This window comes from Micromonospora sp. WMMD1102, assembly GCF_029626265.1.
Lineage (GTDB): Bacteria > Actinomycetota > Actinomycetes > Mycobacteriales > Micromonosporaceae > Plantactinospora.
The window spans coordinates 6517339-6542138 of record NZ_JARUBN010000001.1 but is presented as its reverse complement, the minus strand read 5'-3'; the positions used below and the strand labels follow the sequence as shown (position 1 = coordinate 6542138).

The window sequence follows — 24800 nt, the reverse complement described above, 5'->3', positions numbered from 1 at the left end:
TGGACGGATCCGGCCCGCCGGGCTGTGCCGGCCGGATTCAGTAGGCGGCGGAGACCGGCTGTTCGGGGGCGAGTACGCCGCCGCTCATCACCCGGTGCTCTCCGCGCCACCGCTCGCGCAGCCGCCGGTCGTGGCTGACCACCACCACGGCGCCGGGGAACTCGGCGAGCGCCGCCTCCAACTCTTCGACCAGGCCCGGCGAAAGGTGGTTGGTCGGCTCGTCCAGCAACAGCAGGTCGGCCGGCTCGCTGACCAGCCGGGCCAGCGCGAGCCGCCGCCGCTGGCCGGTGGAGAGCTCCCCGACGGGTATGCCGAGCCGCTCCCGGTCGAACAGTCCCAGGGCGAGCAGTTCGTCGAGGTACTCGTCCGGCTCCCCGCCCCGACCTCGCGCGAAGGCGTCCAGCAGCGGTTCCCGGGAGTCCTCGACCTCGACCTCCTGGGGCAGGTGACCGATCCGGCCCCGCCGGAGCACCCGGCCGGCGTCCGGGGCCAGTTCTCCGGCGAGCACCCGCAGCAGGGTGCTCTTGCCGGCCCCGTTCGCCCCGCTGACCAGCAGCCGTTCCCCGCCGTGCAACGTCAGCCAGGTGACCGACAGCCGCCCGCGCACCGCCACCCCGTCCGCCCGCAACAGCACCACACCGCCAGCACCATCCCGGGCGGCTCCATCGCCAGCGGTGTCACCATCACGGGCGGCACGATTGCCAGCGGCGTCACCACCGACAGGCGACGGGCCGGAGGCGGCGAGTCGAGGGGTGAACCGGAGTGGTTCCGGTGGCGGGGGCACGGGGCGCTCGGTCAGCCGGCGGAGCCGCTGTTCGGCGTTGCGTACCCGGCTGGCGACCGACTGCTGCACCCGCCCGCCGCTGCGGTCGTACGCCATCTTGTTGCGGTCCTTCATCTCCCGGCCCGGCGCGACCTGCCGGGCGGTGGTCGCCACCGTCTCCCGCAACCGGTCGACCTCGGTACGCCAGTCGAGGTGTGCCTGGGCCCAGCGTGCCCTTGCGGCCGTCTTCTCGGCGAGGTATCCGGGGTAGCCGTTGCCGTACCGGGCCACGGTGTGCCGGTCACCGTCCACTTCGACAAGTGTGCCGGCGACCCGGTCCAGGAAGACCCGGTCGTGCGAGACCACCACCGTGCTGCCGTGCCGGGCGCGCAGGTGCTGCTCCAGCCAGCCCAGCGCGTCGTCGTCGAGGTGGTTTGTCGGTTCGTCGAGCAGCAGCACCTCGGCACCGGCCGACAGCACGGCGGCCAGGTGCAGCCGGGCCTGTTCGCCGCCGGAGAGTTCGCCGAGCCGCCGGTCCCGGTCGACGCCGGCCAGCCCGAGCGCGTGCATGGTGCGTTCGACCCGGGCGTCGGCGTCGTACCCGCCGCGCAGTTCGAAGACCGTGGCCAGTTCGCCGTACTCGGCCAGTCGCCGGTGGTCGTCCTCGCCACCGGCACCGAGCAGCGGCTCCAGCTCGCGCAGCCGGGCCTCGATCCGGCGCAGTTCGGCGAGAGCGTCGTCGATGGCCTGCCGCACCGTCAGGTACGCCGGCAGCGGCGCGTCCTGTCCCAGATAGCCGAGCCCGCCGGTGGTGACGACGGTCACCTGCCCCTCGTCGGGCTGTTCCCGCCCGGCGAGCAGCCGGAGCAGGGTGGATTTGCCGGAGCCGTTCTCGCCGATGATCGCGGTGCGTTCGCCTGTGGCGATGGCACAGCTGACCCCGTCGAGCACGGTCCGGCCGGCGTAGCGCTTGGTGACGGCGTGCAGGCTGAGCTGGGTAGGCATAAGAGCGGCTCCGGTCGTCGACGGATGGGCCGCCGGGGGTGCGGCGGCCCGGGACGCGGGGGACGCTCACCTGATCATCGGACCGGGCACCTACCTTAAGTCTACGGATGTAGCAGTAAGATACTGCCATGCCTCCGCCCCGACCACCAACCAATTCCGCCGAACCGCCGCCGCCTCCGACGCAGGAGCGGGAGCAGGAGCAGGCGCAAGGGCAGGAACAAGAGCAGGAGCAGGCGGCGGCGTCGCGCCGGGAGACCGGTCCGGTCCGGCGGCCGGGCGGGCGCAGCGCCGAGGTCCGCCGCCGGGTGCTCGACGCGGTCCGGGCCCACCTGGTCGAGTACGGCTACGACGCGCTCGGCATCGACGCCGTGGCGGAGCGGTCGGGAGTGCACCGCACCACTGTCTACCGGCGCTGGCGGGACGTGGGCGGGCTGCTCGCCGACGTACTCGCCGAGGCCACCGGCGACGCCTGGCGACCACCGGACACCGGTTCCCTGGAGGGCGACCTGCTCGCCCTGAACATCGAGGTGTACGCGGCGCTGACCGCCGAACCTCCGCTGACGGCGGCGCTGATCGCCGCTTCGTTCCGTTCGGCGCCGGCGGCGGGCGCTCTGCGCTCCTTCTGGGCCGACCGGTACGACCGCTGCGCCCTCCTCGTCCACCGGGCCGTACGGCGGGGCGAGGTCCCGGCGGGCTGCGACCCGCGCCGGTTGCTCGTCGCCGCCACCGCACCGCTCTATCACGAGCTGGTACTGCTGCGGTCCGCTCCCGGCCAGGAACTCGCGGCACAGGCGGCACGGGACACCGTGGCAGCCGCCCGAGCCGGGGCCTTCGTGGGCGATGCCCGCGCGGGTCGTGATCCTGCCGACATCCGCGTGCCGGCCGCACAGTCTCCAGCGGGTACTCGCTGAGTCTGCTGTGGACAGTAGGCCGAGGTGCACCTAGTGTCCCGATGTCGACCCATTCTGCGACGCAAACTCCGTCCGTGATGGGCGGACTTACGCGATTGCAGTGGTTTAGCCGAAATCCGTCGATGACGGTATTTGATACACCTGATCGCGTACGGGTGGTGAGTCTTATTGAGCGGGGAGTGAACCATGTCGGGGATTGGCGGCGGATGGGGTTGCAACCGGCTGGCGAAGTTGTCCCTACCAAACGGTTAGACTTTGCCGATCCCCGGGTGGTCGCTCTTCCGATGGCTTTGCGGGTTCCTCGGACTGTGGCACCATCATGGAACATCTACCTTCCACGCTACCTCGACGGGAGCAACCGATGCCTGCATGGAGGTTGGGCCGCCTCGTAGGCTCCCTGCTTCTGCTCGCGGTGCTCGCCGTCAGTGGCTTCGCCGCCGCGATCGCGGCGACCGATCTGGCTGTGCCGGACCAAACCAGCCGCACCTGGATCGCTGCCTCGGCCGACCCTCCAGCCGAGAGCGACGAGCCCGGACCCCAGGCCGGGCTCCAAATCCTCGGCTGGGAGTGGGGATAGCGGCCACCCGAGTCGAGGGACGGACTCTCTTCCATCGGGAGTGGTATGGCTGGGCGCCCACCGTCACCACGTCGATCTCCTGAGCACGCCTGGCTGATCACCGGCCCGCTGGCCATCTTCGCGGTCATCCTGGCGGTGGTGCTCGGTGTCCTCGACGGTCCGCCCGGCGATTGGGCGTGGGCGGCCCTGGTGCTCGCTCTCGCGCTGCTGGGTGACACGCCGCTGCTCTTCTACGTCGTCCGGCGACAGACCACGTTCATCACCTTCAGCGAGATTCCGCTGCTCTTCGGGCTCTACCTGCTGCCGCCGCTCACCGTCGTGCTCGTCTTCACGCTCGGTTCTCTGATCACCCAGCTTTACCGCCGATTCCCACCGGCGAAGTTGTGGTTCAACGTCGCCAGGTCCGCCGCGGCGGTGTCGCTGGCGAGTCTGGTCGTGTTGGCGCTGCCGGAGACGCACGGCTTCGGGCCGAGCACCTGGGGTGTCCTCGTCGCCGCCGTAATGACCCACGCGCTGGTGACGCTGGGCGCGGTCGCCGGAGTCTTCGCGATCATGCATGGCGCACAGGCGGGCTGGGAGGTGTTCCGCACCTCCGGTCCCGGCCTGCTCACGGTGATGCTCAACGTGGCCATGGGCCTGGTCATCATGATCTGCCTCCGGATGACGCCGTGGTCCGCCCTGCTCCTGCTCGCACTCGCCGCCGCGCTGGTCCTGCTCTACCGCTCGTACGCACAGTTCTTCCGCCAGCACCGGACCCTCGCCGACGTCTACGAACTCACCAAGGCAATGAGCGAGAGCGGCCAGGACGGCACCCTGGCCGACTCGCTGCTGGGCCGGGTCCGGGCGCTGATGCAGGCCGAATACGCCACTCTCTGGCTCCCGGCCCAGGGCCGGCACCCCGAGGTCCTGCTCACAGCCAGGGTCGAGGACTCGGGACTGCTCGATCTGTCCCGCACCCCGCTGGTCGCCCGGGAGCGCGCTACCCGGAAGAGCCGGACGGTCGCTGCCGGCAGCCGGTTGGATGGCCATCCGGACGTACGGGAGGCGCTGCGGGAAGCGGGTCTCAAGGACGTGATCGTCGTTCCACTCCGCTCCCGCCAGGCGGTGATCGGGACGCTCGAGGTGGTGAACCGGCTCGGCGACATCGGGCACTTCACCCCGGCGGACGTGCCGATCTTCGAGACGATCGCCGCGCACGCCGCCGTCGCGTTGGAGAACTCGCGGCTGGTGGACCGGCTGCGGCACGACGCGTACCACGACGGGTTGACGAACCTGCCCAACCGGCGACGGGTGACCGGGGCACTGGAGGAGGCGGTCCGGGTACGCGCGCCCAACGAGGTGGTGGCCCTGCTCCTCTTCGACGTGGCGGGACTGCGCCAGGTGAACGAGTCCGTCGGGCACGCGGCCGGCGACCGGGTACTCGTCGAGGTCGCGACCCGGCTGCGCGCCTCGGCACCGTCCGCCGCGCTTGTGGGCCGGGTCGGCAGCGACGAGTTCGTGGTGACGCTGCGGATGGAGAGCACCGACGCGGCGCTCGACCTCGCCGCCGAACTGCGCGAGCAGATCCGCGACCGGATGGTCTTCGACGTGCTGGTCCTGGACATCGACACGGTGGTCGGGGTCGCGGTGCACCCGGACCACGGTGACGACCCGGCCACCCTGCTCCAGCGCGCCGACCTCGCCGTGACCAGGGCCAAGTCGGCCCCGGACGGCATCCAGCTGTTCAGCCCCGGGCTGGAGTCCCGGTCGTCGCGCCGGCTCGGCCTCGCCGGTGACCTGCGCCGCGCGCTCGACCACGCCGAGGTGGAGGTCTACTACCAGCCGAAGGTCACCCTGACCGACCGGCGGCTGGTCGGGGTGGAGTGCCTGGCCCGCTGGGTGCACCCGGCACACGGGACGGTCGCCCCGGAGGACTTCGTGGCGGTCGCCGAGCACACCGGGCAGCTTCCCGAACTGACCAGGCTGGTGCTCGGCGAGGCCCTGCGGCGCAGCCGGGACTGGACCAGCGGCGGCAACACCCTCGCCGTCTCGGTGAACATCTCTCCGCGTACCCTCGCCGACCAGCAGTTCCCGGCGCTGGTCCAGGGGATGCTCGCCGAGTACGGCGTCGCACCGGAACTGCTCACCCTGGAGATCAGGGAGGCCGGCGTGCTGGACGGCACCGAACGCGCCGTGCCGGGGCTGCGCCGACTGCGCGACATCGGGGTACGCCTCGCCGTCGACGACTTCGGCACCGGCCACTCCTCCCTGTCCTACCTGCGCCGGCTGCCGGTCAACGAAGTGAAGGTCGACCGCTCGTTCGTGCAGGGCATGGCGACCGATCCGGTGGACCTGGCGATCGTCAACGCGGTGGTGACGCTCTCCCAGCAGTTCGGCCTGGCCGTGGTCGCCGAGGGGGTGGAGAGTGAACTGACCCTGGAACTGCTCCAGGACATCGGGTGCCAGATCGGGCAGGGCTTCCTGTTCAGCCGCCCGCTGCCGTACGAGCGCCTGGAGGCCTGGTTCGCCGCCCAGACCGAGTCCGACGCGCAGGCCGGCCCGGCCGACGTACGGCGGCTGCGCGCGGTGCCCTGACCTGCGCCGAAGTGCCGGACCCGACGACCCGGTCCGGACACCGGGGATCTGATTTCACCTCGTGCCCGACGACGTGTACTCTTACCTCTGCGCGCCGGCAGGAAAGATCGCGTGCGCGCCCCCTTAGCTCAGTCGGCAGAGCGTCTCCATGGTAAGGAGAAGGTCTACGGTTCGATTCCGTAAGGGGGCTCAGAGGGTTCAGTTGGACCCGCCGCGGCGGTGTAGCTCAGATGGCAGAGCAAGCGGCTCATAATCGCTGTGTCGCCGGTTCAAGTCCGGCCACCGCTACTCTCGGGCGCCGGGTCTGACCCGGAGACCGGAACGAAAAGGGCGCCGACGGCGCCCACTTTGCGTGTCCGCGTGGCAGGCGTCTACGCTGGTACGTCGTAGTTCAGTCCCGCTAACGAGGAAGGCGCCCCGCCGTGGCCAAGGCGACCGATGTCCGTCCCAAGATCACTTTGGCGTGTGTGGAGTGCAAGGAGCGCAACTACATCACGCGTAAGAACCGCCGTAACGACCCGGACCGCATCGAGCTGAAGAAGTTCTGCCCCCGGGACGGCAAGCACACCGTTCACCGCGAGACCCGCTGATCCGCCGCCGACGCGGGTCGGCCGGTCAGAGACCTCCAGGATCGCCGCTCCGGCCCTGGTGAGCGCGGCAGCCGAGCCCGCTCCCGCCAGGCCCGGGGCGGCGATTCTGCGTCCCCGGGACGCCCGTTTCGGCGGGGCCGTCGGGCCGTCCGGCGGTGGCCCCGACGGGTCGCCCCGGCCGTGTAGGTTCGGCGGCATGTCCCTGGACCCGTCCTTCGTCGGCCGCAGCTATCCGCCGACCCCGCCCTACCAGGTGGGCCGCGAGAAGATCCGAGAGTTCGCCACGGCGATCGGCGCCGACGACCCGGCGTACCACGATCCGGATGCCGCCCGCGCGCTCGGGCACGCCGACGTGGTGGCGCCGCCGACCTATCCGTTCACGATCACCATGGCGGCCAGCCGGCAGATCGTCGAGGATCCCGAGCTCGGCATCGACTACAGCCGGGTGGTCCACGGCGACCAGCGGTTCCGCTACACCCGGCCGGTGGTCGCCGGTGACGAGCTGGTCTGCGTGAACACGGTCGAGGAGATCGTCAACCGGGCCGGGCACGGCTTCATGACCACCCGTACCGAGGTGAGCACGAGTGCCGGGGAGCCGGTGGTCACCGTCTGGACCAAGCTCGTCGTACGCGGAGAGGGCTGAGATGGACCTGTCACCCCGTACCTTCCGGATCACCCGCGCCGACCTGGTCCGCTACGCGGGCGCCTCGGGCGACTTCAACCCGATCCACTGGAGCGAACGGTTCGCCACCAAGGTCGGGCTGCCCGGGGTGATCGCGCACGGCATGTTCACCATGGCGCTGGTCGGGCGGGCCGTCACCGACTGGGCCGGCTCGCCGGACGCGGTGCTGGAGTACAGCGTCCGGTTCACCCGGCCGGTGCCGGTGCCGGACGACGACGAGGGCACCGAGATCGAGGTGAGTGCCGCCGTACGCGGCGAGCCGGCGGACGGTCTCACCCGGCTCGACCTGACCGCCACCTGCCAGGGCGAGAAGGTGTTGGCCCAGGCACGGGCGGTGATCCGCACCCCCGCCTAGTACCCGTCCGGGGCGGGGCGCGCCGGGCTCGCCGGGACACACCGGTTGGGAAACTCGTGCCTCTACCCGTACACTGGTCCGCCGTGGGGCAAGTGGCCTCTACTCAGGCATGCGTGCCAGAGTGGGTCTGCTGCCCGCACAGGGGTGTAGCTCAATTGGCAGAGCAGCGGTCTCCAAAACCGCAGGCTGCAGGTTCAAGTCCTGTCACCCCTGCGCCTACGGCCTGACCGGTCCCGGGATCGGCGTCGCCATCACCTGTGGCGACCGGCTCGTGTTGGTGGCATCGGCGGGGTCGAGCCGAGGCGGTGAGTCCGCCCGGTCCGTCCCGACGGATCCGCCGGCCGCGGGCCGTTCCGGGGACGGTCGTCCGGGGGTTCGGTCGAGGGCGGTCGGTGCCCGAGACGGAGACTCCGGGTTCCGGCCGGCGTGAAAAGCGCAGCGCGCGTCCACTCGGCGCGCGTACCAACCACCCGGCGACGGAGGGCGAAGTGGCCGACAAGAATCGGCGCGACGAGGACGACAACGACCGTCTCGACGACGAGATGATCGACGACGCCGTCGACGATGACGCCGACGAGGCGGACGAGCCGGTCGGCCGGGGTGGCACCGCCACCCGGGAGCGGACCAGGGCCGATTCGGCGGACAGCAGGCCCAAGACCAAGACCGAGGGTCGGGTCGGAATGTTCGGCCGGCTTGCCCGGTTCTTCCGCGAGGTCGTGGCAGAGCTGCGTAAGGTCATCTGGCCGACCCGCAAGGAGCTGCTGACCTACACCGCCGTGGTGGTCGTGTTCGTCGCCGTGGTGCTGACGATCGTGGCCGGGCTGGACTACGCCTTCGCCCGCGGCGTGCTGTGGGTCTTCGGCGGCTCCAGCTGACCACCTGCCCCACCTGATAGTGACGGAAGTGAGCGAGAGCGTGCCTGAGTACGACGAGACCGCCGAGACCCCGGACGAGCAGTCCGCGGTGGCGACGGCGAGCGGTAACGAGTCGGTCGAGGCCGCCAGCGAGCCGGGGTTCGACGCTGCCGAGGCTCCGGAGGAGGACTACGACCCGGTCGCCGAGCTGCGGCAGAAGCTGCGCTACGCGCCCGGCGACTGGTATGTGGTCCATTCGTACGCCGGTTACGAGAACAAGGTCAAGACGAACCTGGAGACCCGGATCACCAGCCTCGACATGGAGGAGTTCATCTACCAGGTCGAGGTGCCGACCCGGGAAGAGGTCGAGGTCAAGAACGGCAAGCGCCTCCAGGTCCAGAACAAGGTCTTCCCGGGCTACATCCTGGTCCGGATGGAGCTGACCCCGGAGTCGTACTCCTGCGTGCGCAACACCCCGGGGGTGACCGGCTTCGTCGGGGCGACCGACCGGGCCGACCGGCCCGCGCCGCTCTCGCTCGACGAGGTGCTCAAGTGGCTCGCCCCGGCGGTGGAGACCGAGACCAAGAAGGCGAAGCCGGAGGTCAAGGTGCTCGACTTCGAGGTCGGTGACTCGGTCACGGTGACCGACGGCGCCTTCGCCTCGCTGCCGGCCACGATCAGCGAGATCAACGCCGACCAGCAGAAGCTCAAGGTGCTCGTCTCGATCTTCGGTCGGGAGACTCCGGTCGAGCTGAACTTCAACCAGGTCGCCAAGATCTGATCGACCGCCGCGGATCCGGCCGGTCACCCGGCGCCGGCCGGTGGGCCGGGTCGGGTGCGGCCGGTGGGCCGGTCGGGTTCGGCCGACCTCGGCGCGTCGCCCCGGCCGGGGTTGCGCTACTCTAGAACGTCGCCCGCCACGCAGGCGCGCTTGACCGTGCGCGCCGACGGGCGAACTCAGGTGCACGTTCCCCAGTTTCAAGCCCAGGAAGAGACATGCCTCCGAAGAAGAAGCTCGTCAAGACGTTCACGCTTCAGCTGCCGGCGGGCCAGGCCACCCCGGCACCGCCGGTCGGCCCGGCGCTGGGTCAGCACGGTGTCAACATCATGGAGTTCTGCAAGTCGTACAACGCCCAGACCGAGTCGCAGCGCGGTGACATCGTGCCGGCCGAGATCAGCGTGTACGAGGACCGGACCTTCACCTTCGTGCTGAAGACCCCGCCCGCCGCCCGGCTGCTGATCAAGGCCGCCGGCGTGCCGAAGGGCTCCGGCGTCCCGCACACCCAGAAGGTCGGCTCGGTCACCCGCGCCCAGCTGCGCGAGATCGCCGAGAAGAAGATGGCCGACCTGAACGCCAACGACATCGACCACGCCGAGAAGATCATCGCCGGCACCGCCCGGTCGATGGGCATCACGGTCAAGGAATAGGTCCGCCCCCACCCTGACCGGCACGACCCGTTCGTGGGAGGGCCGCGGCGCCGCCCGGCCCGACAGACACCACAGGAGTAATCAGAGATGCAGCGCAGCAAGAGCTACCGCAAGGCCGCCGAGGCCATCGACCGGGACAAGCTCTACAACCCGGTCGAGGCCGTCAAGCTGGCCAAGGGGAGCAGCACCGTCAAGTTCGACGCCACGGTCGAGGTCGCGATGCGCCTCGGCGTCGACCCCCGCAAGGCGGACCAGATGGTCCGGGGCACGGTCAACCTGCCGCACGGCACCGGCAAGACCGCCCGCGTGATCGTCTTCGCGGCCGGCGCCAAGGCCGAGGAGGCCACCGCCGCCGGAGCCGACGTGGTCGGCACCGACGAGCTGGTCGCCCGGATCCAGGAGGGCTGGCTGGACTTCGACGCGGCGATCGCCACGCCGGACCAGATGGCCAAGATCGGCCGGATCGCGCGGATCCTGGGCCCGCGCGGCCTGATGCCGAACCCGAAGACCGGCACGGTGACCATGGACGTCACCAAGGCCGTCTCGGACATCAAGGGTGGCAAGATCACCTTCCGGGTGGACAAGCACTCCAACCTGCACATGATCATCGGCAAGGCCTCGTTCTCCGAGACCCAGCTGGTCGACAACTACGCCGCGGTGCTCGACGAGGTGCTCCGGTCCAAGCCCTCCGCGGCCAAGGGCAAGTACCTCAGGAAGGTCACCATCACCACGACCATGGGTCCGGGCGTGCCGGTCGACCCGAACGTGGTGAAGAACCTGCGGGAGTCGGCCGAGGACTAAGCCTCCGCCGACCCGTTCGTCCCGTCCGACGCGGGGCGCCCAGCGAGATTCTCGCGGGCGCCCCGCGTCGGCGTTTCCGCCGCATGGCCGACCCCGTCCCGGGTCGCCGGCAGTGGCCGGACAGGTCGGGGTCCCCGTCCGCCGGGCGGTGCTGTGGCACCCTCCTATCCGTGCGAGTGGATCAGGTCTGGCTGCGCTACGGCCGCCGTGCCCCGTGGGTGCTGCGGGCGGTCGAGCTGGAGATCGGCCCCGGGCAGAGCGCCGTGGTACTCGGCCGCAACGGCGTGGGCAAGTCGACGCTGCTGCAACTGGCGGTCGGGGTACTGCGGCCGAGCCGGGGAGCCGTCCGGGATCGGCCTCGGACGGTGGGCTGGGTGCCGGAGCGGTTTCCGGCGGAGCAGCCGTACACGGTGGCGCGGTACCTGACCGGGATGGGCCGGATCCGTGGGCTCCCGGGCGCGGCGGCGGACCGTGCCGCCACCGGCTGGATCGAGCGTCTCGGGCTGGCGGCGTACCGCGACGTCCGGCTGCCGGCGCTGTCCAAGGGCACCGCCCAGAAGGTCGGACTCGCCCAGGCCCTGCTCCGGCCCCCCGGCCTGCTCGTCCTCGACGAGCCCTGGGAGGGGCTGGACGGGCCCACCCGCGAACTGGTCCCCGAGTTGATCAGGGAGGTGCTCGACGACGGCGGCAGGGTGCTGGTCAGCGACCACCGGGGCGAGACGGTCCGGCTGCCGTACGCGATGCGGTGGAGTGTGGCCGACGCGACGGTGACCGTCACGCCTCCGGACGCCAGCGGCGAGGGGGCCGCCGGGACCCCCGCCGCCGGGGCCGGGTTCGCACCCGGGCAGCGGGTCGTCGGGGCCGGCACGTCGGTGGTGGAGATCGCGGTGCCGACCGACCGGGCCCTGGAGACCGTCGCCGCGCTGCGCCGCGCCGGCCACCAGGTGCTCGGGGTACGCTCCGCCGAGCCGCTGTCCGGCGCGTCGTCGTCCGTCGAGCCGCTGAAGGCCGAGCCGCTGACTGCCGAGCCGCTGAATGCCGGCCCGCCGCCCGCGCAGACGAGGCCGGGCGCGGATGCCGGGGAGGCGTCGTGACCGCGCTGGCCCGGATGCGGCTGCTGGGGTTCGTCCGGACCGCCCGGGTGTTGCCGCCGCTGATCACCGGGCTGGTCGCGCTCAGCGTGCTGTACGGGGGCGGCGCCGCCCAGGCCGCCGAGGCGTACGGGGTCTCCGCCGTGCTGCTCTTCCCGGTGCTGGCCTGGCAGACCAAGCTGCTGCTGGACACCGAGCCGGACGTGCAGCGCCGGCTCGCCGTGGTGGCCGCCGGTCGCCGGGCGGAACTGGCCGGTGGACTCCTGGCCGCCGGGCTGGCCGGGCTGGCCCTGGTCCCGGTCGCACTGCTGCTGCCCTGGCTGCTGGGCGGGGTGACCGGGCCGGAGCGGGCCGGCGACCTGCCCCTTCCGCTGGGCCTGGCGATCGGGCTCTGGGCACACCTGCTGGTCCTGCCGGTGGCGGTCGCCCTGGGCGCCCTGGCCAGCCGGGCGGCGACCAACAGCCCGCTGTACGGGCTCGCCGCCCTGGTCGGCGGAGTGGTCGGCGGGTACGTGTTCGGGCTGAAGGATTCCGTCCTGCCCTGGATCGCGCCCCCGGTGCTGGCCACCGCCCGGGCCGCCACCGCCGGGCCGACCGGTGCCTCGGTGGCGCTGCTGACCGGGCACGCCCTGCTCTGGAGCGCCCTGGCCCTGGCCGGGTACGCCTGGCTGCGCCACCGCCGGACCTGACCGACGAGCCGCGGCGGCCGGGACGTGACCCGGACCACCCGGGGTGATTTGGCGGTCACGGCAGGCGTCCCGTACTCTGGCAAGTCGGCCAAGCCTGCTTGGTCGACGTTCTAACCCAGAGACCGCTGGTCGCCGTGCCCTGGCACGGTCGAAGGTCCCGCTCGACGGGCGGCCCGCGCAGGGGGAGACGGCAAGCGTGTCAGGTCGTGTCCAGCGCGACCTATCCCGCCCCGTGCGCCCTGCGCCGGGGCTTCTCTCGTTGGGGTGGACTTCCGATCCGTCGGGCTCCGGCCGTGCCGACAGCCGGCCGGGCGTGACCAGCCTGGAGCAAACGAGAGAGGAGGGACATGGCGGACAAGCCGGTTCGGGCCGACAAGGCCACCGCCGTCGCCGAGCTCACCGAACACTTCCGCAACGCGGGAGCCACCGTGCTCACCGAGTACCGCGGACTGACGGTCGCCCAGCTGACCCAGCTGCGCCGCTCGCTGGGTCGGGAGACGACCTACGAGGTGGCGAAGAACACGCTGGCCAAGCGTGCCGCGACGGACGCTGGCATTGCCGGCCTCGACGAGCTGTTCACCGGTCCTACCGCGCTGACCTTCGTCTCCGGTGACGTGGTCGAGGCGGCGAAGGGCCTGCGGGAGTTCGCGAAGGCCAACCCGAAGCTCGTCATCAAGGGTGGCGTCTTCGAGGGCCGGGCGATCAGCGCCGACGAGGTCAACAAGCTCGCCGACCTCGAGTCCCGCGAGGTGCTGCTGGCCAAGATGGCCGGCGCGATGAAGGGCAGCCTGAGCAAGGCCGCTGCCCTGTTCCAGGCGCCGCTGGCGCAGACCGCCCGGTTGGCGGCTGCCCTGCAGGACAAGCGTGAGAAGGAGGGGCAGGCCGCCTGACCGGCCAGCCCTCCCGGTACCCCGATATTCGTGTAAGAGATTACGAAAGGACGCCAGACACCATGGCGAAGCTCAGCACCGAAGAGCTGCTCGACGCGTTCAAGGAGATGACGCTGATCGAGCTCTCGGAGTTCGTGAAGCAGTTCGAGACCACCTTCGAGGTGACCGCCGCCGCGCCGGTGGCCGTCGCCGCCGGTGGCGCCGCGGCCCCGGCTGCCGAGGCCGAGCCGGAGCAGGACGAGTTCGACGTCATCCTGGAGGCCGACGGCGGCAAGAAGATCCAGGTCATCAAGGTCGTGCGTGAGCTGACCGGCCTGGGCCTGAAGGAGGCCAAGGACCTCGTCGAGGGCGCGCCGAAGCCGGTCGTCGAGAAGGCCAACAAGGAGACCGCGGAGAAGGCCAAGGCCAAGCTCGAGGCCGAGGGCGCCAAGGTCACCCTCAAGTAGTTCCGCACCACGTCGCCCACCGGGCGGGCCCGTACCGGGAGTCCTTCCGTTCCGCCGAGCGGGGGAGCGAGCGCGGTACGGGCCGCCCGGAGGCGGCTCGCGTCGGCCGAGTGAGCTGACGCACAGCTCTGTCGCCGACGGGCGGCGATCCGGCGCCGGATCGCCGCCCGTCTCCGTCCGCTGACTGGCTGCGACCGTCGATGATCAGGGCTTTGGCGCCTCCGACGGCCGGCGGAGGCCCGTCCGGGCGGTCAGCTTCGGATGCCGACCCGGGTAAAGAGGTGGTCCGACCCGGGCATCAGCCCTTGACGCGGCACGAACCGGCAGGCACGCTGACATCAGCAAGACCTTCCGCGCTTGCGACGGCCGACACCTGGGTAAGAGCCACGGCAGCACCACGAGCCGCTGGCTACTACGGGCCTAGCGGGTTGCGTGCGGGACGTGTGAGCGCGCTCGGCGCGCGCCGACCAGCCGGTCGGCGACACGTTCTGCAACGCCCTGCCGTGGTGGGCTGGACAGCGGTTAGCCGCTCGGCTACACTGCTAGTTTGCGCTGCCTTCCGACTTGACCCCTGCTCGGAATGTCCAGTTATGGGCGTTTGGAGTGGGGCCATTGGAGTGCACGCGTGACAGCCGCAGCTAGCAGCACCGGTCCTCGGAAGGACGCATCTTGGCAGCTTCCCGCCCTGCGAAGACCAGTCGTACGTCGAGCGCTTTCGCGCCCCGCCGAATCTCCTTCGGCAGGATTACCGAACACCTCGAGGTCCCCAACCTCCTTGCCATCCAGAACGAGTCCTTCGACTGGCTGGTTGGCAACGAGGCTTGGCAGGGCCGGTCGGCTGACGACCCGCACGCTCGATCGGGTCTCGCCGAGATCCTCGACGAGATCAGTCCCATTGAGGACTTTTCTGGCACAATGTCGCTCTCCTTCTCCGCGCCCCGCTTCGACGAGGTCAAGGCCTCGATCGAGGAGTGCAAGGAGAAGGACCTGACCTACTGCGCCCCGCTCTTCGTGACCGCGGAGTTCACCAACAACACCACCGGCGAGATCAAGAGCCAGACGGTGTTCATGGGTGACTTCCCGATGATGACGCCGAAGGGCACCTTCATCATCAACGGCACCGAGCGCGTGGTGGTCAGCCAGCTCGTCCGGTCCCCGGGCGTCTACTTCGACAAGCAGCCGGACAAGACCTCCGACCGCGACCTCTCCAGCGTCAAGGTGATCCCGAGCCGGGGTGCCTGGCTGGAGTTCGACATCGACAAGCGCGACACCGTCGGTGTCCGCATCGACCGTAAGCGCCGGCAGGCCGTCACCGTCCTGCTCAAGGCGATCGGTTGGACCAACGAGCAGATCCGCGAGCGGTTCGGCTGGTCCGAGCTGATGATGACCACCCTGGAGAAGGACCACATCGCCGGGGTGGACGAGGCGCTGCTCGACATCTACCGCAAGCTCCGGCCCGGCGAGCCCCCGACCCGGGAGAACGCCCAGACCCTGCTCGACAACCTCTTCTTCAACCCGAAGAGGTACGACGTAGCCAAGGTCGGCCGATACAAGTTCAACAAGAAGCTCGAAGTCGACGTGCCGATCAACACCGGCACGCTCACCGAGGACGACATCGTCGCCACCGTGGAATACCTCTGCCGGCTGCACGCCGGTGAGGAGGGCTACGAGGCCGACGACATCGACCACTTCGGCAACCGCCGGCTGCGTACCGTGGGCGAGCTGATCCAGAACCAGGTTCGGGTCGGCCTCTCCCGGATGGAGCGGGTGGTCCGGGAGCGGATGACCACCCAGGACGTCGAGGCGATCACCCCGCAGACCCTGATCAACATCCGCCCGGTGGTGGCGGCGATCAAGGAGTTCTTCGGTACGTCGCAGCTGTCCCAGTTCATGGACCAGACCAACCCGCTGGCGGGGCTGACCCACCGGCGCCGGCTGAGCGCGCTCGGCCCGGGTGGTCTGTCCCGGGAGCGGGCCGGCTTCGAGGTCCGGGACGTGCACCCGTCCCACTACGGCCGGATGTGCCCGATCGAGACGCCGGAAGGCCCGAACATCGGCCTGATCGGCGCCCTGTCGACCTTCGGCCGGGTCAACCCGTTCGGCTTCATCGAGACGCCGTACCGGAAGGTCGTCGAGGGTCGGGTCACCGACCAGATCGACTACCTGACCGCCGACGAGGAGGACCGGTTCGTCAAGGCGCAGGCCAACACGGCGCTGCGGGCGGACGGTTCCTTCGCCGAGGACCGGGTCCTGGTCCGTCGGAAGGGCGGCGAGATCGACTACGTCGCGCCGACCGCCGTGGACTACATGGACGTGTCGCCGCGCCAGATGGTGTCGGTCGCCACCGCCATGATCCCGTTCCTCGAGCACGACGACGCCAACCGGGCACTGATGGGCGCGAACATGCAGCGCCAGGCGGTGCCGCTGGTCAAGGCCGAGTCGCCGCTGGTCGGCACCGGCATGGAGTACCGGGCCGCGGTCGACGCCGGTGACGTGGTCGTCGCCGAGGTCGGCGGCGTGGTCGAGGACCTCTGCGCCGACTACGTGACGGTGCACCAGGACGACGGCCACCGGCGTACCTACCTCCTGCACAAGTTCCGCCGCTCCAACGCGGGTTCCTGCGTCAACCAGAAGCCGATCGTCTTCGAGGGCGACCGGGTCGAGGCGGGCCAGGTCATCGCGGACGGCCCGTGCACCGACGACGGCGAGATGGCGCTCGGCCGCAACCTGCTGGTCGCCTTCATGCCGTGGGAGGGTCACAACTACGAGGACGCGATCATCCTGTCGCAGCGCCTCGTCCAGCAGGACGCCCTCACCTCGATCCACATCGAGGAGCACGAGGTCGACGCCCGGGACACCAAGCTCGGTCCGGAGGAGATCACCCGCGACATCCCGAACGTCAGTGAGGAGATGCTCGCCGACCTCGACGAACGCGGCATCATCCGGATCGGCGCCGAGGTCGTCACCGGCGACATCCTGGTCGGCAAGGTCACGCCCAAGGGCGAGACCGAGCTGACCCCGGAGGAGCGGCTGCTCCGCGCGATCTTCGGCGAGAAGGCGCGCGAGGTCCGGGACACCTCGCTGAAGGTGCCGCACGGCGAGACCGGCACGGTCATCGGCGTACGCACGTTCAGCCGGGAGGACGGCGACGAGCTGCCGCCGGGCGTCAACGAGCTGGTCCGGGTCTACGTGGCGCAGAAGCGGAAGATCCAGGACGGCGACAAGCTCGCCGGCCGGCACGGCAACAAGGGCGTCATCTCCAAGATCCTGCCGGTCGAGGACATGCCGTTCCTGGAGGACGGCACCCCGGTCGACATCGTGCTCAACCCGCTCGGCGTGCCGAGCCGGATGAACATCGGCCAGGTGCTGGAGACCCACCTCGGGTGGGTCGCCAAGACCGGCTGGCAGGTCGACGGTGACGACGCCGACTGGAAGCGGGCGCTGCGTTCGATCGACGCGGACTCCTCCGAGCCGGACACCAACGTGGCGACGCCGGTCTTCGACGGCGCGAAGGAGGAGGAGATCTCCGGTCTGCTCTCGTCGACCCTGCCCAACCGGGACGGCAAGCAGCTGATCGGCGCGAGCGGCAAGGCGCAGCTCTTCGACGGACGTTCCGGCGAGCCGCTGCCCGACCCGATCGCGGTCGGCTACATCTACATCCTCAAGCTGAACCACCTGGTCGACGACAAGATCCACGCTCGGTCGACCGGCCCGTACTCGATGATCACGCAGCAGCCGCTGGGTGGTAAGGCGCAGTTCGGTGGCCAGCGGTTCGGCGAGATGGAGTGCTGGGCGATGCAGGCGTACGGCGCCGCGTACGCGCTCCAGGAGCTGCTGACGATCAAGTCCGACGACGTACTCGGCCGGGTCAAGGTGTACGAGGCGATCGTCAAGGGCGAGAACATTCCCGAGCCGGGCATCCCGGAGTCCTTCAAGGTGCTGCTCAAGGAGCTTCAGTCGCTGTGCCTCAACGTCGAGGTGCTCTCCAGCGACGGTGTGGCCCTGGAGATGCGCGAGACCGACGACGAGGTCTTCCGGGCGGCGGAGGAACTCGGCATCGACCTGTCCCGGCGCGAGCCGAGCTCGGTCGAAGAGGTGTGAGTGGGTGGTGGGTTCGGGGCGGCTCGACCCGCTCCGGGCGGTCAGGCTTGATCCCTCCGCGGGTCGAGCCGCCCCGAACCCCAGCCCCGGGTGCTAGCAACAGGAAACGACACGACACGAGGGACGTATAACGTGCTCGACGTCAACTTCTTCGACGAGTTGCGGATTGGCCTGGCCACTGCTGACGACATCCGTCAGTGGTCGCACGGCGAGGTCAAGAAGCCTGAAACGATCAACTACCGCACCCTGAAGCCGGAAAAGGACGGGCTCTTCTGCGAGAAGATCTTCGGTCCGCAGCGGGACTGGGAGTGCTACTGCGGTAAGTACAAGCGGGTCCGGTTCAAGGGCATCATCTGCGAGCGCTGCGGCGTCGAGGTGACCCGCTCCAAGGTGCGCCGTGAGCGGATGGGCCACATCGAGCTGGCCGCGTCGGTCACGCACATCTGGTATTTCAAGGGTGTGCCGAGCCGGCTCGGCTACCTGCTCGACCTGGCGCCCAAGGACCTCGAAAAGATCATCTACTTCGCCTCGTACGTGGTCACCAGTGTCGACGCCGAAGCGCGGCACCGCGACCTGTCGACGGTGGAGAACGAGATCCTGGCCGAGAAGCGGCAGGCCGAGAACAGCCGCGACTCGGAGATCGAGAAGCGGGCCGCCAAGCTCGAGGCCGACCTGGCCGAGCTGGAGGCCGAGGGTGCCAAGGCCGACGTGCGGCGCAAGGTCAAGGAAGGCGGAGAGCGCGAGATGCGCCAGATCCGCGACCGGGCGCAGCGCGAGATCGACCGCCTCGAAGAGGTGCTGGACACCTTCCGCAAGCTGGAGCCGAAGCAGCTGGTCACCGACGAGCTGCTCTACCGCGAGCTGCGGGACCGGTTCGGCGAGTACTTCACCGGTGGGATGGGCGCCGAGGCGATCAAGGCGCTGGTCCAGAACATGGACCTGGACGCCGAGGCCGACAACCTCCGCGAGATCATCCGTAGCGGCAAGGGGCAGCGGAAGATCCGGGCGCTCAAGCGGCTCAAGGTCGTGGCGGCGTTCCTGAACACCCGCAACTCGCCACTCGGCATGGTGCTGGACTGCGTACCGGTGATCCCGCCGGACCTGCGCCCGATGGTGCAGCTCGACGGCGGTCGGTTCGCGACCTCGGACCTGAACGACCTGTACCGCCGCGTGATCAACCGGAACAACCGGCTCAAGCGACTGATCGACCTCGGCGCGCCCGAGATCATCGTCAACAACGAGAAGCGGATGCTCCAGGAGGCCGTGGACGCGCTGTTCGACAACGGGCGGCGGGGCCGGCCGGTCACCGGTCCGGGCAACCGGCCGCTGAAGTCGCTGTCGGACATGCTCAAGGGCAAGCAGGGCCGGTTCCGGCAGAACCTGCTCGGCAAGCGGGTCGACTACTCCGGTCGTTCCGTGATCGTCGTCGGTCCGCAGCTCAAGCTGCACCAGTGCGGCCTGCCCAAGCAGATGGCGCTGGAGCTGTTCAAGCCGTTCGTGATGAAGCGGCTGGTGGACCTCAACCACGCGCAGAACATCAAGTCCGCGAAGCGGATGGTCGAGCGGCAGCGGCCGGTCGTCTGGGACGTGCTGGAAGAGGTCATCGGCGAGCACCCGGTGCTGCTGAACCGGGCGCCGACCCTGCACCGGCTCGGCATCCAGGCGTTCGAGCCGCAGCTGGTCGAGGGCAAGGCGATCCAGATCCACCCGCTGGTCTGCACCGCGTTCAACGCGGACTTCGACGGCGACCAGATGGCGGTGCACGTACCGCTGTCCGCCGAGGCGCAGGCCGAGGCCCGGATCCTGATGCTCTCGTCGAACAACATCCTCAAGCCGGCGGACGGCAAGCCGGTCACCATGCCCACCCAGGACATGGTCATCGGTCTCTACCACCTGACCCACCTCACCCCGGGTGAGGTCGGCGAGGGCCGGGTGTTCAGCTCGGACGCCGAGGCGCGGATGGCCTTCGACAACGGGGAGCTGCACCTGCAGACCCCGGTGAAGGTCCGGCTGCGCGGTGTGGTCGAGGTCGACAACGGGCCGGGTGCGTCCCGGTGGACCGCTCCGGAGGACTGGACTCCGGGCGAGCCGCTGACCGTGGAGACCACGCTGGGCCGGGTGCTCTTCAACGAGACCCTGCCGGTCGGCTACCGGTTCGTGAACTACGAGATCCGCAAGGGGCAGCTCTCGGCGATCGTCAACGATCTCGCCGAGCGGTTCCCGAAGGTGGCCCTGGCCGCGACGCTCGACGGGCTGAAGGAGGCCGGTTTCCACTGGGCCACCTGGTCCGGCGTGACGATCGGCATGGAGGACGTCATCGCGCCGCCGCGCAAGCGGGAGATCCTGGAGCGGTACGAGAAGGAAGCCGAGCGGATCGACAAGCAGTACCAGCGGGGTCTGATGACCGCCGAGGAGCGTCGCGGCGAACTCATCGAGATCTGGACCAAGGCGACCAACGAGGTCGCCAAGGAGATGGAGACCGCGCTGCCGCAGGAGAACCCGCTGTGGAAGATGATCAACTCGGGTGCCCGCGGTAACCTGCTCCAGCTTCGCCAGATCGCCGCGATCCGTGGTCTGGTGGCCAACCCGAAGGGTGAGATCATCCCGCGGCCGATCAAGGCCAGCTACCGGGAGGGTCTCTCCGTGCTGGAGTACTTCATCTCCACGCACGGTGCCCGGAAGGGTCTCGCCGACACCGCGCTGCGTACCGCCGACTCGGGTTACCTGACCCGTCGTCTGGTGGACGTCTCGCAGGACGTGATCATCCGCGAGGAGGACTGCGGCACCGACCGCGCCATCCCGATGCAGATCGCGACCCAGCTGGACGGCAGGCTGGTGGCGCACGAGCACGTGGAGACCAGCGTGCACGCCCGTACCCTGGCCGACGACATCAAGGGTCCCGACGGGAACCTGGTCGCCGAGCGGGGTGCGGACATCAACACGATCCTGGTCGACCGGATCGTGGCGGCCGGGGTGGACACCGTACGGGTCCGCAGCGTGCTCACCTGCGAGTCCAAGCTCGGCGTCTGTGGGGCGTGCTACGGCCGCTCGCTGCCGACGGGCAAGACCGTGGACGTCGGCGAGGCGGTCGGCATCATCGCCGCCCAGTCGATCGGTGAGCCGGGCACGCAGCTGACGATGCGTACCTTCCACACCGGTGGTGTCGCGGGTGAGGACATCACCCAGGGTCTGCCCCGGGTCCAGGAGATCTTCGAGGCCCGGGTTCCGAAGGGCAAGGCGCCGATCGCCGACACCCCGGGCCGGATCCGGATCGAGGACGGCGAGCGGTCGCGCAAGATCATCGTGGTGCCGGACGACGGCAGCGACGAGATCGTGTACGACAAGATCTCCAAGCGGGTGCAGCTCCAGGCGCACGACGGCGACCACGTCGACGTCGGGCAGAAGCTGACCAAGGGCACCATCGACCCGCACGAGCTGCTGCGGATCCTCGGCCCGCGGGCGGTCCAGGTCCACCTGACCCAGGAGGTCCAGGAGGTCTACCGGTCGCAGGGTGTGCTCATCCACGACAAGCACATCGAGATCATCATCCGCCAGATGCTCAAGCGGGTGACGGTGATCGACTCCGGCGCGACCGAGTTCCTGCCGGGCGTGCTCGTCGACCGGGCGCTCTTCGAGTCGGAGAACCGCCGACTCGTCTCCGAGGGCGGCGAGCCCGCGGCGGGCCGGCCGGTGCTGATGGGTATCACCAAGGCGTCGCTGGCCACCGACTCGTGGCTGTCGGCGGCCTCCTTCCAGGAGACCACCCGGGTGCTCACGGACGCGGCGATCCACGCCCGGAGCGACTCGCTGATCGGTCTCAAGGAGAACGTCATCATCGGAAAGCTCATCCCGGCCGGTACGGGCATCAGCAAGTACCGCAACATCCGGGTCGAGCCGACCGAGGAGGCGAAGGCCAAGGTCTACTCGATGACCGGCTACCCGGAGACCGACTACGGGTTCGGGCCGGCCAGCGGGCAGGCAGTGCCGCTGGACGACTTCGACTTCGGGTCGTACCGCTAGACAGGCGACACCGGGCAGCCCCGCTCCGTCACGACGACGGGCGGGGCTGCCCGCTTTTCCGGCCCGGGTCGCCGGGGTGGGTAGGCTGGCCCCGTGACGACGATGCCGGCGGCCGGTCCGGCCACCCGCCATCCGCTCGACCCGGATCCGGTCCGCTCGACCAAGTCGCGGGCCGTCTTCGCGCTCGGCCTGGTGGCGCTGCTGACCGGTGCACTTGTCGGCGGGATCGTCCCGGCGACGGTGGCGATGCTGCTGGCCCGGCAGGCCCGCCGCGAGGCGTACGCCTCCGGGGGTTACCTGACCGGCGCGGCCTGGCTGCGTCGCGGCGAGCGGCTGGCCTGGGCCGGAATCGTCCTCGCCGCCACCGCCGTGGTGGCGGCGACCGTGGTCGGCGTGGTGAACCTGGCCAACGGGTCGGTCGGCCGGGACTTCGCGCCCGGCGTCGACTGACGCGACCCCGCGCGGACCGCCGGGGCTGACCTGGCCGTGCGGCGGTAACCTGGCCTCGACACGACGTGTCGGTTCCGGTCGACGCCCGGCCGGTCAGTTCCGCCGTGGTCGGCGGCAGGTGCTTTCCAGGGGGAGTTTCGTGACGGATGAGGCGCAGCCACCGCAGGTGGAGCGCGCGGCGGACGAGACTCCGGGGTTGCCCGACGGGCAGCAGCCCCGCTACCACGAGCCCTCGTACACGTTGCCGACGGCCGCGCCGGCGCGGCCGGGTGGTGCCGTCGGTGGAGAGCCCGGTGCCGCGGCCAGCGAGTGGGCTCGGCCCGCTCCCGCCGCGTCCGGCCCGGCAACGACGAACTTTGGCCCGGCAACGACGAACTCCGGCCCGGCAACGACGAACTCCGGCCCGGCAACGACGAACTCCGGCCCGGCAACGACGAGCTCCGGCCCGGCAACGACGAGCTCCGGCCCGGCCGGGCCGGCGACGGGAGACTCCGGCCCGGCCTGGCCGGAAGTCGCCGCCGGACAGACCTCGGGAGGGCCTGGCTCCGGGCCCGTCCCCGCGATCCCGATCTCCGGGCCGGGGCCGGTGGCCGCGGCCGCCGGGTCGGTCGGGGTGCGCGGGTCGGCCACCGGTGCGGCGTACCCGATGCCGGAGGCCCGGCCCGGCGGTGCGCCGCGACCCGGGTACCCGACGATGTCCCTGCCGGCAGGCGGGCCGGGTGCGGGCGGCGGCGGTGCACCGGCGGTGGCGCCGCCGCCCCGGGAGTCGGTGCGGGCACCGAGCCGGATCGACGCCGTGCCGGGTACGCCGTTCGGGCTGGTGCACCTGGAGGTGGCGCCGGTCACCTCGGGACCGGCGGTGGCCTCGCTGGTGACCGGGATCGCATCCGTGCTCGTCGCCTTCACCGCGGGTTGCCTGGGCCTGGCCGGCAGCAGCCCGAGCGACTGGGGCGGCTGGGTGGCCGGCGCCTTCGCGGTACTCGCCGGGCTGCTCGGCCTGGCCGGCGTGCTCCTCGGCGAGCTGGGCCGCCGCCAGACGTCGGCCGGCGGCCGGTCGGGCTGGCCGGGTGGGCGTGCGCCGGTGCCCGGGTCCGGTCCCACCGCGCCGCCGGTCCGGTTCACCGGCCGGGGCCTGGCGATCGCCGGGTTGAGCTGTGCCGGCGTCGGCCTGGCCCTGACCGTGCTCGCGGTGGCCGTGTCGGTGCTGCTGCAAGTGCTCTGAGCGCCGGGGAGGACCGTCGGGCAGGGCCGTGCGGGCGGTGGGCGCCCTGTCGGGTTGCCGGGCCGACGGGCCGATCGTGGGATCAGCCGGTACACTTGACAACCGGCAGTGCTTTTCGGGAGCGACGCGGAGATCCGGGCCTGGCCGGGGGTTGGCTGACAACCTCCCGGAGTCCTGTTTTTGACGTGCCCACTCACGGTAGGTACTCTTTCCTCTCGTGCCCGGGCATGCCCGGGCAACTCGTGCGTGTGCCCGAGCCCATGGCGATCGGGCAACGTCACGACACAGTCGAAACGAGTCGGCTACGCCCCCGGCGTGCCGGCGAGCTGGAATCCGGCGTCGACGAGCGGCGGCGGAAACCGCGAGCGGGCGACACGCCCGACCGCGGGTGCCGGGACCGCCGCGAGACGGCCCTGGTTGGAAGGTAAGAGAGCCACCCGTTGCGGGCGGCTAAGACACACGGCGCGGTCGCAGAGGGCGGCCGAAGGGAGCGGAAAACCCGGTGCCCACGATCCAGCAGTTGGTCCGCAAGGGCCGCCAGGCGAAGACGAGTAAGACCAAGACGCCGGCGCTGAAGGGAAGTCCCCAGCGGCGCGGCGTGTGCACGCGCGTGTACACCACCACCCCCAAGAAGCCGAACTCCGCGCTGCGCAAGGTCGCTCGGGTGAAGCTCAGCAGCCAGATCGAGGTGACCGCCTACATCCCGGGCGTCGGGCACAACCTCCAGGAGCACTCCCTCGTGCTGGTCCGCGGCGGCCGGGTGAAGGACCTTCCGGGCGTGCGTTACAAGATCGTCCGCGGTTCGCTGGACACCCAGGGTGTCCGCAACCGCAAGCAGGCCCGCAGCCGCTACGGCGCGAAGAAGGAGAAGAGCTGACATGCCGCGTAAGGGCCCTGCTCCGCGCCGGCCGCTGGTCGCCGACCCGGTGTACAACTCCCCGCTGGTCACCCAGCTGGTGAACAAGATCCTGCTGCGCGGCAAGCGGCAGCTCGCCGAGCGCATCGTCTACGAGGCCCTGGAGGGCTGCCGGGAGAAGTCCGGCACCGACCCTGTGGTCACCCTCAAGCGGGCGATGGACAACGTAAAGCCGACCCTGGAGGTGCGCAGCCGCCGGGTCGGTGGCGCGACCTACCAGGTGCCGGTCGAGGTCAAGCCGCAGCGTGCCACCACGCTGGGCCTGCGCTGGTTGGTCACCTACTCCCGGGCCCGTCGGGAGAAGACGATGGTCGAGCGGCTGATGAACGAGCTGCTGGACGCGAGCAACGGTCTTGGCGCCGCCGTGAAGCGGCGTGAGGACACCCACAAGATGGCCGAGTCCAACAAGGCCTTCGCGCACTACCGCTGGTAACG

The 24800-nt window shown here is 70.4% G+C and carries 21 protein-coding genes and 3 tRNA genes; 22 read left to right on the top strand and 2 right to left on the bottom strand.

Annotation, left to right across the window (positions count from 1 at the left end):
• Positions 1-37: 37 nt before the first annotated feature.
• Positions 38-1768 carry an ABC-F family ATP-binding cassette domain-containing protein gene (locus O7626_RS29405; RefSeq protein WP_278064288.1) on the bottom strand — a complete coding sequence of 577 codons (1731 nt, stop codon included), beginning with the start codon at positions 1766-1768 and terminating at the stop codon, positions 38-40.
• Positions 1769-2073: 305 nt separating this feature from the next.
• On the opposite strand from O7626_RS29405, the gene O7626_RS29400 reads away from it, so the two are divergent.
• From O7626_RS29400 to O7626_RS29310, 19 genes are all read left to right on the top strand, one after another.
• Entirely contained in the window at positions 2074-2679 is a 606-nt protein-coding gene (locus O7626_RS29400) for a TetR/AcrR family transcriptional regulator (RefSeq protein ID WP_278066369.1), read from the top strand.
• A 622-nt stretch (positions 2680-3301) separates the two neighbouring features.
• Positions 3302-5830, top strand: coding sequence for a sensor domain-containing phosphodiesterase (locus O7626_RS29395; protein WP_278064287.1), 2529 nt, complete (start codon positions 3302-3304; stop codon positions 5828-5830).
• Positions 5831-5947: 117 nt separating this feature from the next.
• Positions 5948-6020, top strand: a tRNA-Thr gene (locus O7626_RS29390).
• A gap of 25 nt (positions 6021-6045) precedes the next feature.
• A tRNA-Met gene (locus O7626_RS29385) sits at positions 6046-6118 on the top strand.
• Positions 6119-6252: 134 nt separating this feature from the next.
• Positions 6253-6420, top strand: coding sequence for a 50S ribosomal protein L33 (gene rpmG / locus O7626_RS29380; RefSeq protein ID WP_013288652.1), 168 nt, complete (start codon positions 6253-6255; stop codon positions 6418-6420).
• Positions 6421-6616: 196 nt separating this feature from the next.
• A complete protein-coding gene (locus O7626_RS29375; protein ID WP_278064286.1) occupies positions 6617-7063 on the top strand; it encodes a MaoC family dehydratase N-terminal domain-containing protein in 447 nt (148 codons plus the stop codon).
• Between the two features lies 1 nt (position 7064).
• Entirely contained in the window at positions 7065-7457 is a 393-nt protein-coding gene (locus O7626_RS29370) for a MaoC family dehydratase (RefSeq protein WP_278064285.1), read from the top strand.
• A gap of 140 nt (positions 7458-7597) precedes the next feature.
• Positions 7598-7670: transfer RNA gene (locus tag O7626_RS29365), tRNA-Trp, on the top strand.
• Between the two features lie 275 nt (positions 7671-7945).
• Positions 7946-8332, top strand: coding sequence for a preprotein translocase subunit SecE (secE, locus tag O7626_RS29360; RefSeq protein WP_278064284.1), 387 nt, complete (start codon positions 7946-7948; stop codon positions 8330-8332).
• A 40-nt stretch (positions 8333-8372) separates the two neighbouring features.
• The gene (gene nusG, locus O7626_RS29355; protein ID WP_278066368.1) at positions 8373-9092 is read left to right on the top strand and encodes a transcription termination/antitermination protein NusG; all 720 of its coding nucleotides are present in this window, start codon (positions 8373-8375) and stop codon (positions 9090-9092) included.
• 215 nt (positions 9093-9307) lie between these two features.
• The gene (rplK, locus tag O7626_RS29350; protein WP_278064283.1) at positions 9308-9739 is read left to right on the top strand and encodes a 50S ribosomal protein L11; all 432 of its coding nucleotides are present in this window, start codon (positions 9308-9310) and stop codon (positions 9737-9739) included.
• An 87-nt stretch (positions 9740-9826) separates the two neighbouring features.
• A complete protein-coding gene (rplA, locus tag O7626_RS29345; RefSeq protein ID WP_278064282.1) occupies positions 9827-10540 on the top strand; it encodes a 50S ribosomal protein L1 in 714 nt (237 codons plus the stop codon).
• Between the two features lie 170 nt (positions 10541-10710).
• Positions 10711-11634 (top strand): ATP-binding cassette domain-containing protein, encoded by a 924-nt coding sequence (locus tag O7626_RS29340; RefSeq protein ID WP_278064281.1) that lies wholly within the window; start codon positions 10711-10713, stop codon positions 11632-11634.
• On the top strand, positions 11631-12320 hold the full coding sequence (locus O7626_RS29335) for a hypothetical protein (RefSeq protein WP_278064280.1): 690 nt from the start codon (positions 11631-11633) through the stop codon (positions 12318-12320). Before O7626_RS29340 ends, O7626_RS29335 begins: the two co-directional genes overlap by 4 nt.
• A 347-nt stretch (positions 12321-12667) precedes the next feature.
• Positions 12668-13210, top strand: a complete 543-nt coding sequence (gene rplJ / locus O7626_RS29330; protein ID WP_278064279.1) for a 50S ribosomal protein L10 — start codon at positions 12668-12670, stop codon at positions 13208-13210.
• A gap of 62 nt (positions 13211-13272) precedes the next feature.
• Positions 13273-13656: a 50S ribosomal protein L7/L12 gene (gene rplL / locus O7626_RS29325; protein ID WP_278064278.1), complete on the top strand. Its 384-nt coding sequence runs from the start codon at positions 13273-13275 to the stop codon at positions 13654-13656.
• Positions 13657-14325: 669 nt separating this feature from the next.
• Positions 14326-17757: a DNA-directed RNA polymerase subunit beta gene (locus tag O7626_RS29320; protein WP_278064277.1), complete on the top strand. Its 3432-nt coding sequence runs from the start codon at positions 14326-14328 to the stop codon at positions 17755-17757.
• A gap of 132 nt (positions 17758-17889) precedes the next feature.
• Positions 17890-21777, top strand: a complete 3888-nt coding sequence (locus O7626_RS29315) for a DNA-directed RNA polymerase subunit beta' (protein ID WP_278064276.1) — start codon at positions 17890-17892, stop codon at positions 21775-21777.
• Positions 21778-21879: 102 nt separating this feature from the next.
• Positions 21880-22227, top strand: a complete 348-nt coding sequence (locus O7626_RS29310) for a hypothetical protein (protein ID WP_278066367.1) — start codon at positions 21880-21882, stop codon at positions 22225-22227.
• Between the two features lie 219 nt (positions 22228-22446).
• Here O7626_RS29310 and O7626_RS29305 read toward each other — a convergent pair whose 3' ends face one another.
• Complete coding sequence (locus O7626_RS29305) at positions 22447-22857, bottom strand: hypothetical protein (protein WP_278064275.1); 411 nt, start codon at positions 22855-22857, stop codon at positions 22447-22449.
• A gap of 64 nt (positions 22858-22921) precedes the next feature.
• On the opposite strand from O7626_RS29305, the gene O7626_RS29300 reads away from it, so the two are divergent.
• From O7626_RS29300 to rpsG, 3 genes are all read left to right on the top strand, one after another.
• Positions 22922-23449 (top strand): hypothetical protein, encoded by a 528-nt coding sequence (locus O7626_RS29300; RefSeq protein ID WP_278064274.1) that lies wholly within the window; start codon positions 22922-22924, stop codon positions 23447-23449.
• 502 nt (positions 23450-23951) lie between these two features.
• The gene (gene rpsL, locus O7626_RS29295) at positions 23952-24326 is read left to right on the top strand and encodes a 30S ribosomal protein S12 (RefSeq protein ID WP_101368150.1); all 375 of its coding nucleotides are present in this window, start codon (positions 23952-23954) and stop codon (positions 24324-24326) included.
• A gap of 1 nt (position 24327) precedes the next feature.
• Positions 24328-24798 carry a 30S ribosomal protein S7 gene (gene rpsG, locus O7626_RS29290; RefSeq protein ID WP_101368149.1) on the top strand — a complete coding sequence of 157 codons (471 nt, stop codon included), beginning with the start codon at positions 24328-24330 and terminating at the stop codon, positions 24796-24798.
• The last annotated feature ends 2 nt before the right edge of the window (positions 24799-24800 follow it).

Coding starts and splice junctions, on each gene's coding strand:
- rplA (WP_278064282.1), top strand. CDS start 9,827: ATGCAGCGCAGCAAGAGCTACCGCAAGGCCGCCGAGGCCATCGACCGG.
- O7626_RS29405 (WP_278064288.1), bottom strand. CDS start 1,768: ATGCCTACCCAGCTCAGCCTGCACGCCGTCACCAAGCGCTACGCCGGC.
- O7626_RS29375 (WP_278064286.1), top strand. CDS start 6,617: ATGTCCCTGGACCCGTCCTTCGTCGGCCGCAGCTATCCGCCGACCCCG.
- rplK (WP_278064283.1), top strand. CDS start 9,308: ATGCCTCCGAAGAAGAAGCTCGTCAAGACGTTCACGCTTCAGCTGCCG.
- O7626_RS29370 (WP_278064285.1), top strand. CDS start 7,065: ATGGACCTGTCACCCCGTACCTTCCGGATCACCCGCGCCGACCTGGTC.
- rplL (WP_278064278.1), top strand. CDS start 13,273: ATGGCGAAGCTCAGCACCGAAGAGCTGCTCGACGCGTTCAAGGAGATG.
- O7626_RS29310 (WP_278066367.1), top strand. CDS start 21,880: ATGCCGGCGGCCGGTCCGGCCACCCGCCATCCGCTCGACCCGGATCCG.
- O7626_RS29395 (WP_278064287.1), top strand. CDS start 3,302: ATGGCTGGGCGCCCACCGTCACCACGTCGATCTCCTGAGCACGCCTGG.
- rplJ (WP_278064279.1), top strand. CDS start 12,668: ATGGCGGACAAGCCGGTTCGGGCCGACAAGGCCACCGCCGTCGCCGAG.
- O7626_RS29300 (WP_278064274.1), top strand. CDS start 22,922: ATGTCCCTGCCGGCAGGCGGGCCGGGTGCGGGCGGCGGCGGTGCACCG.
- rpsG (WP_101368149.1), top strand. CDS start 24,328: ATGCCGCGTAAGGGCCCTGCTCCGCGCCGGCCGCTGGTCGCCGACCCG.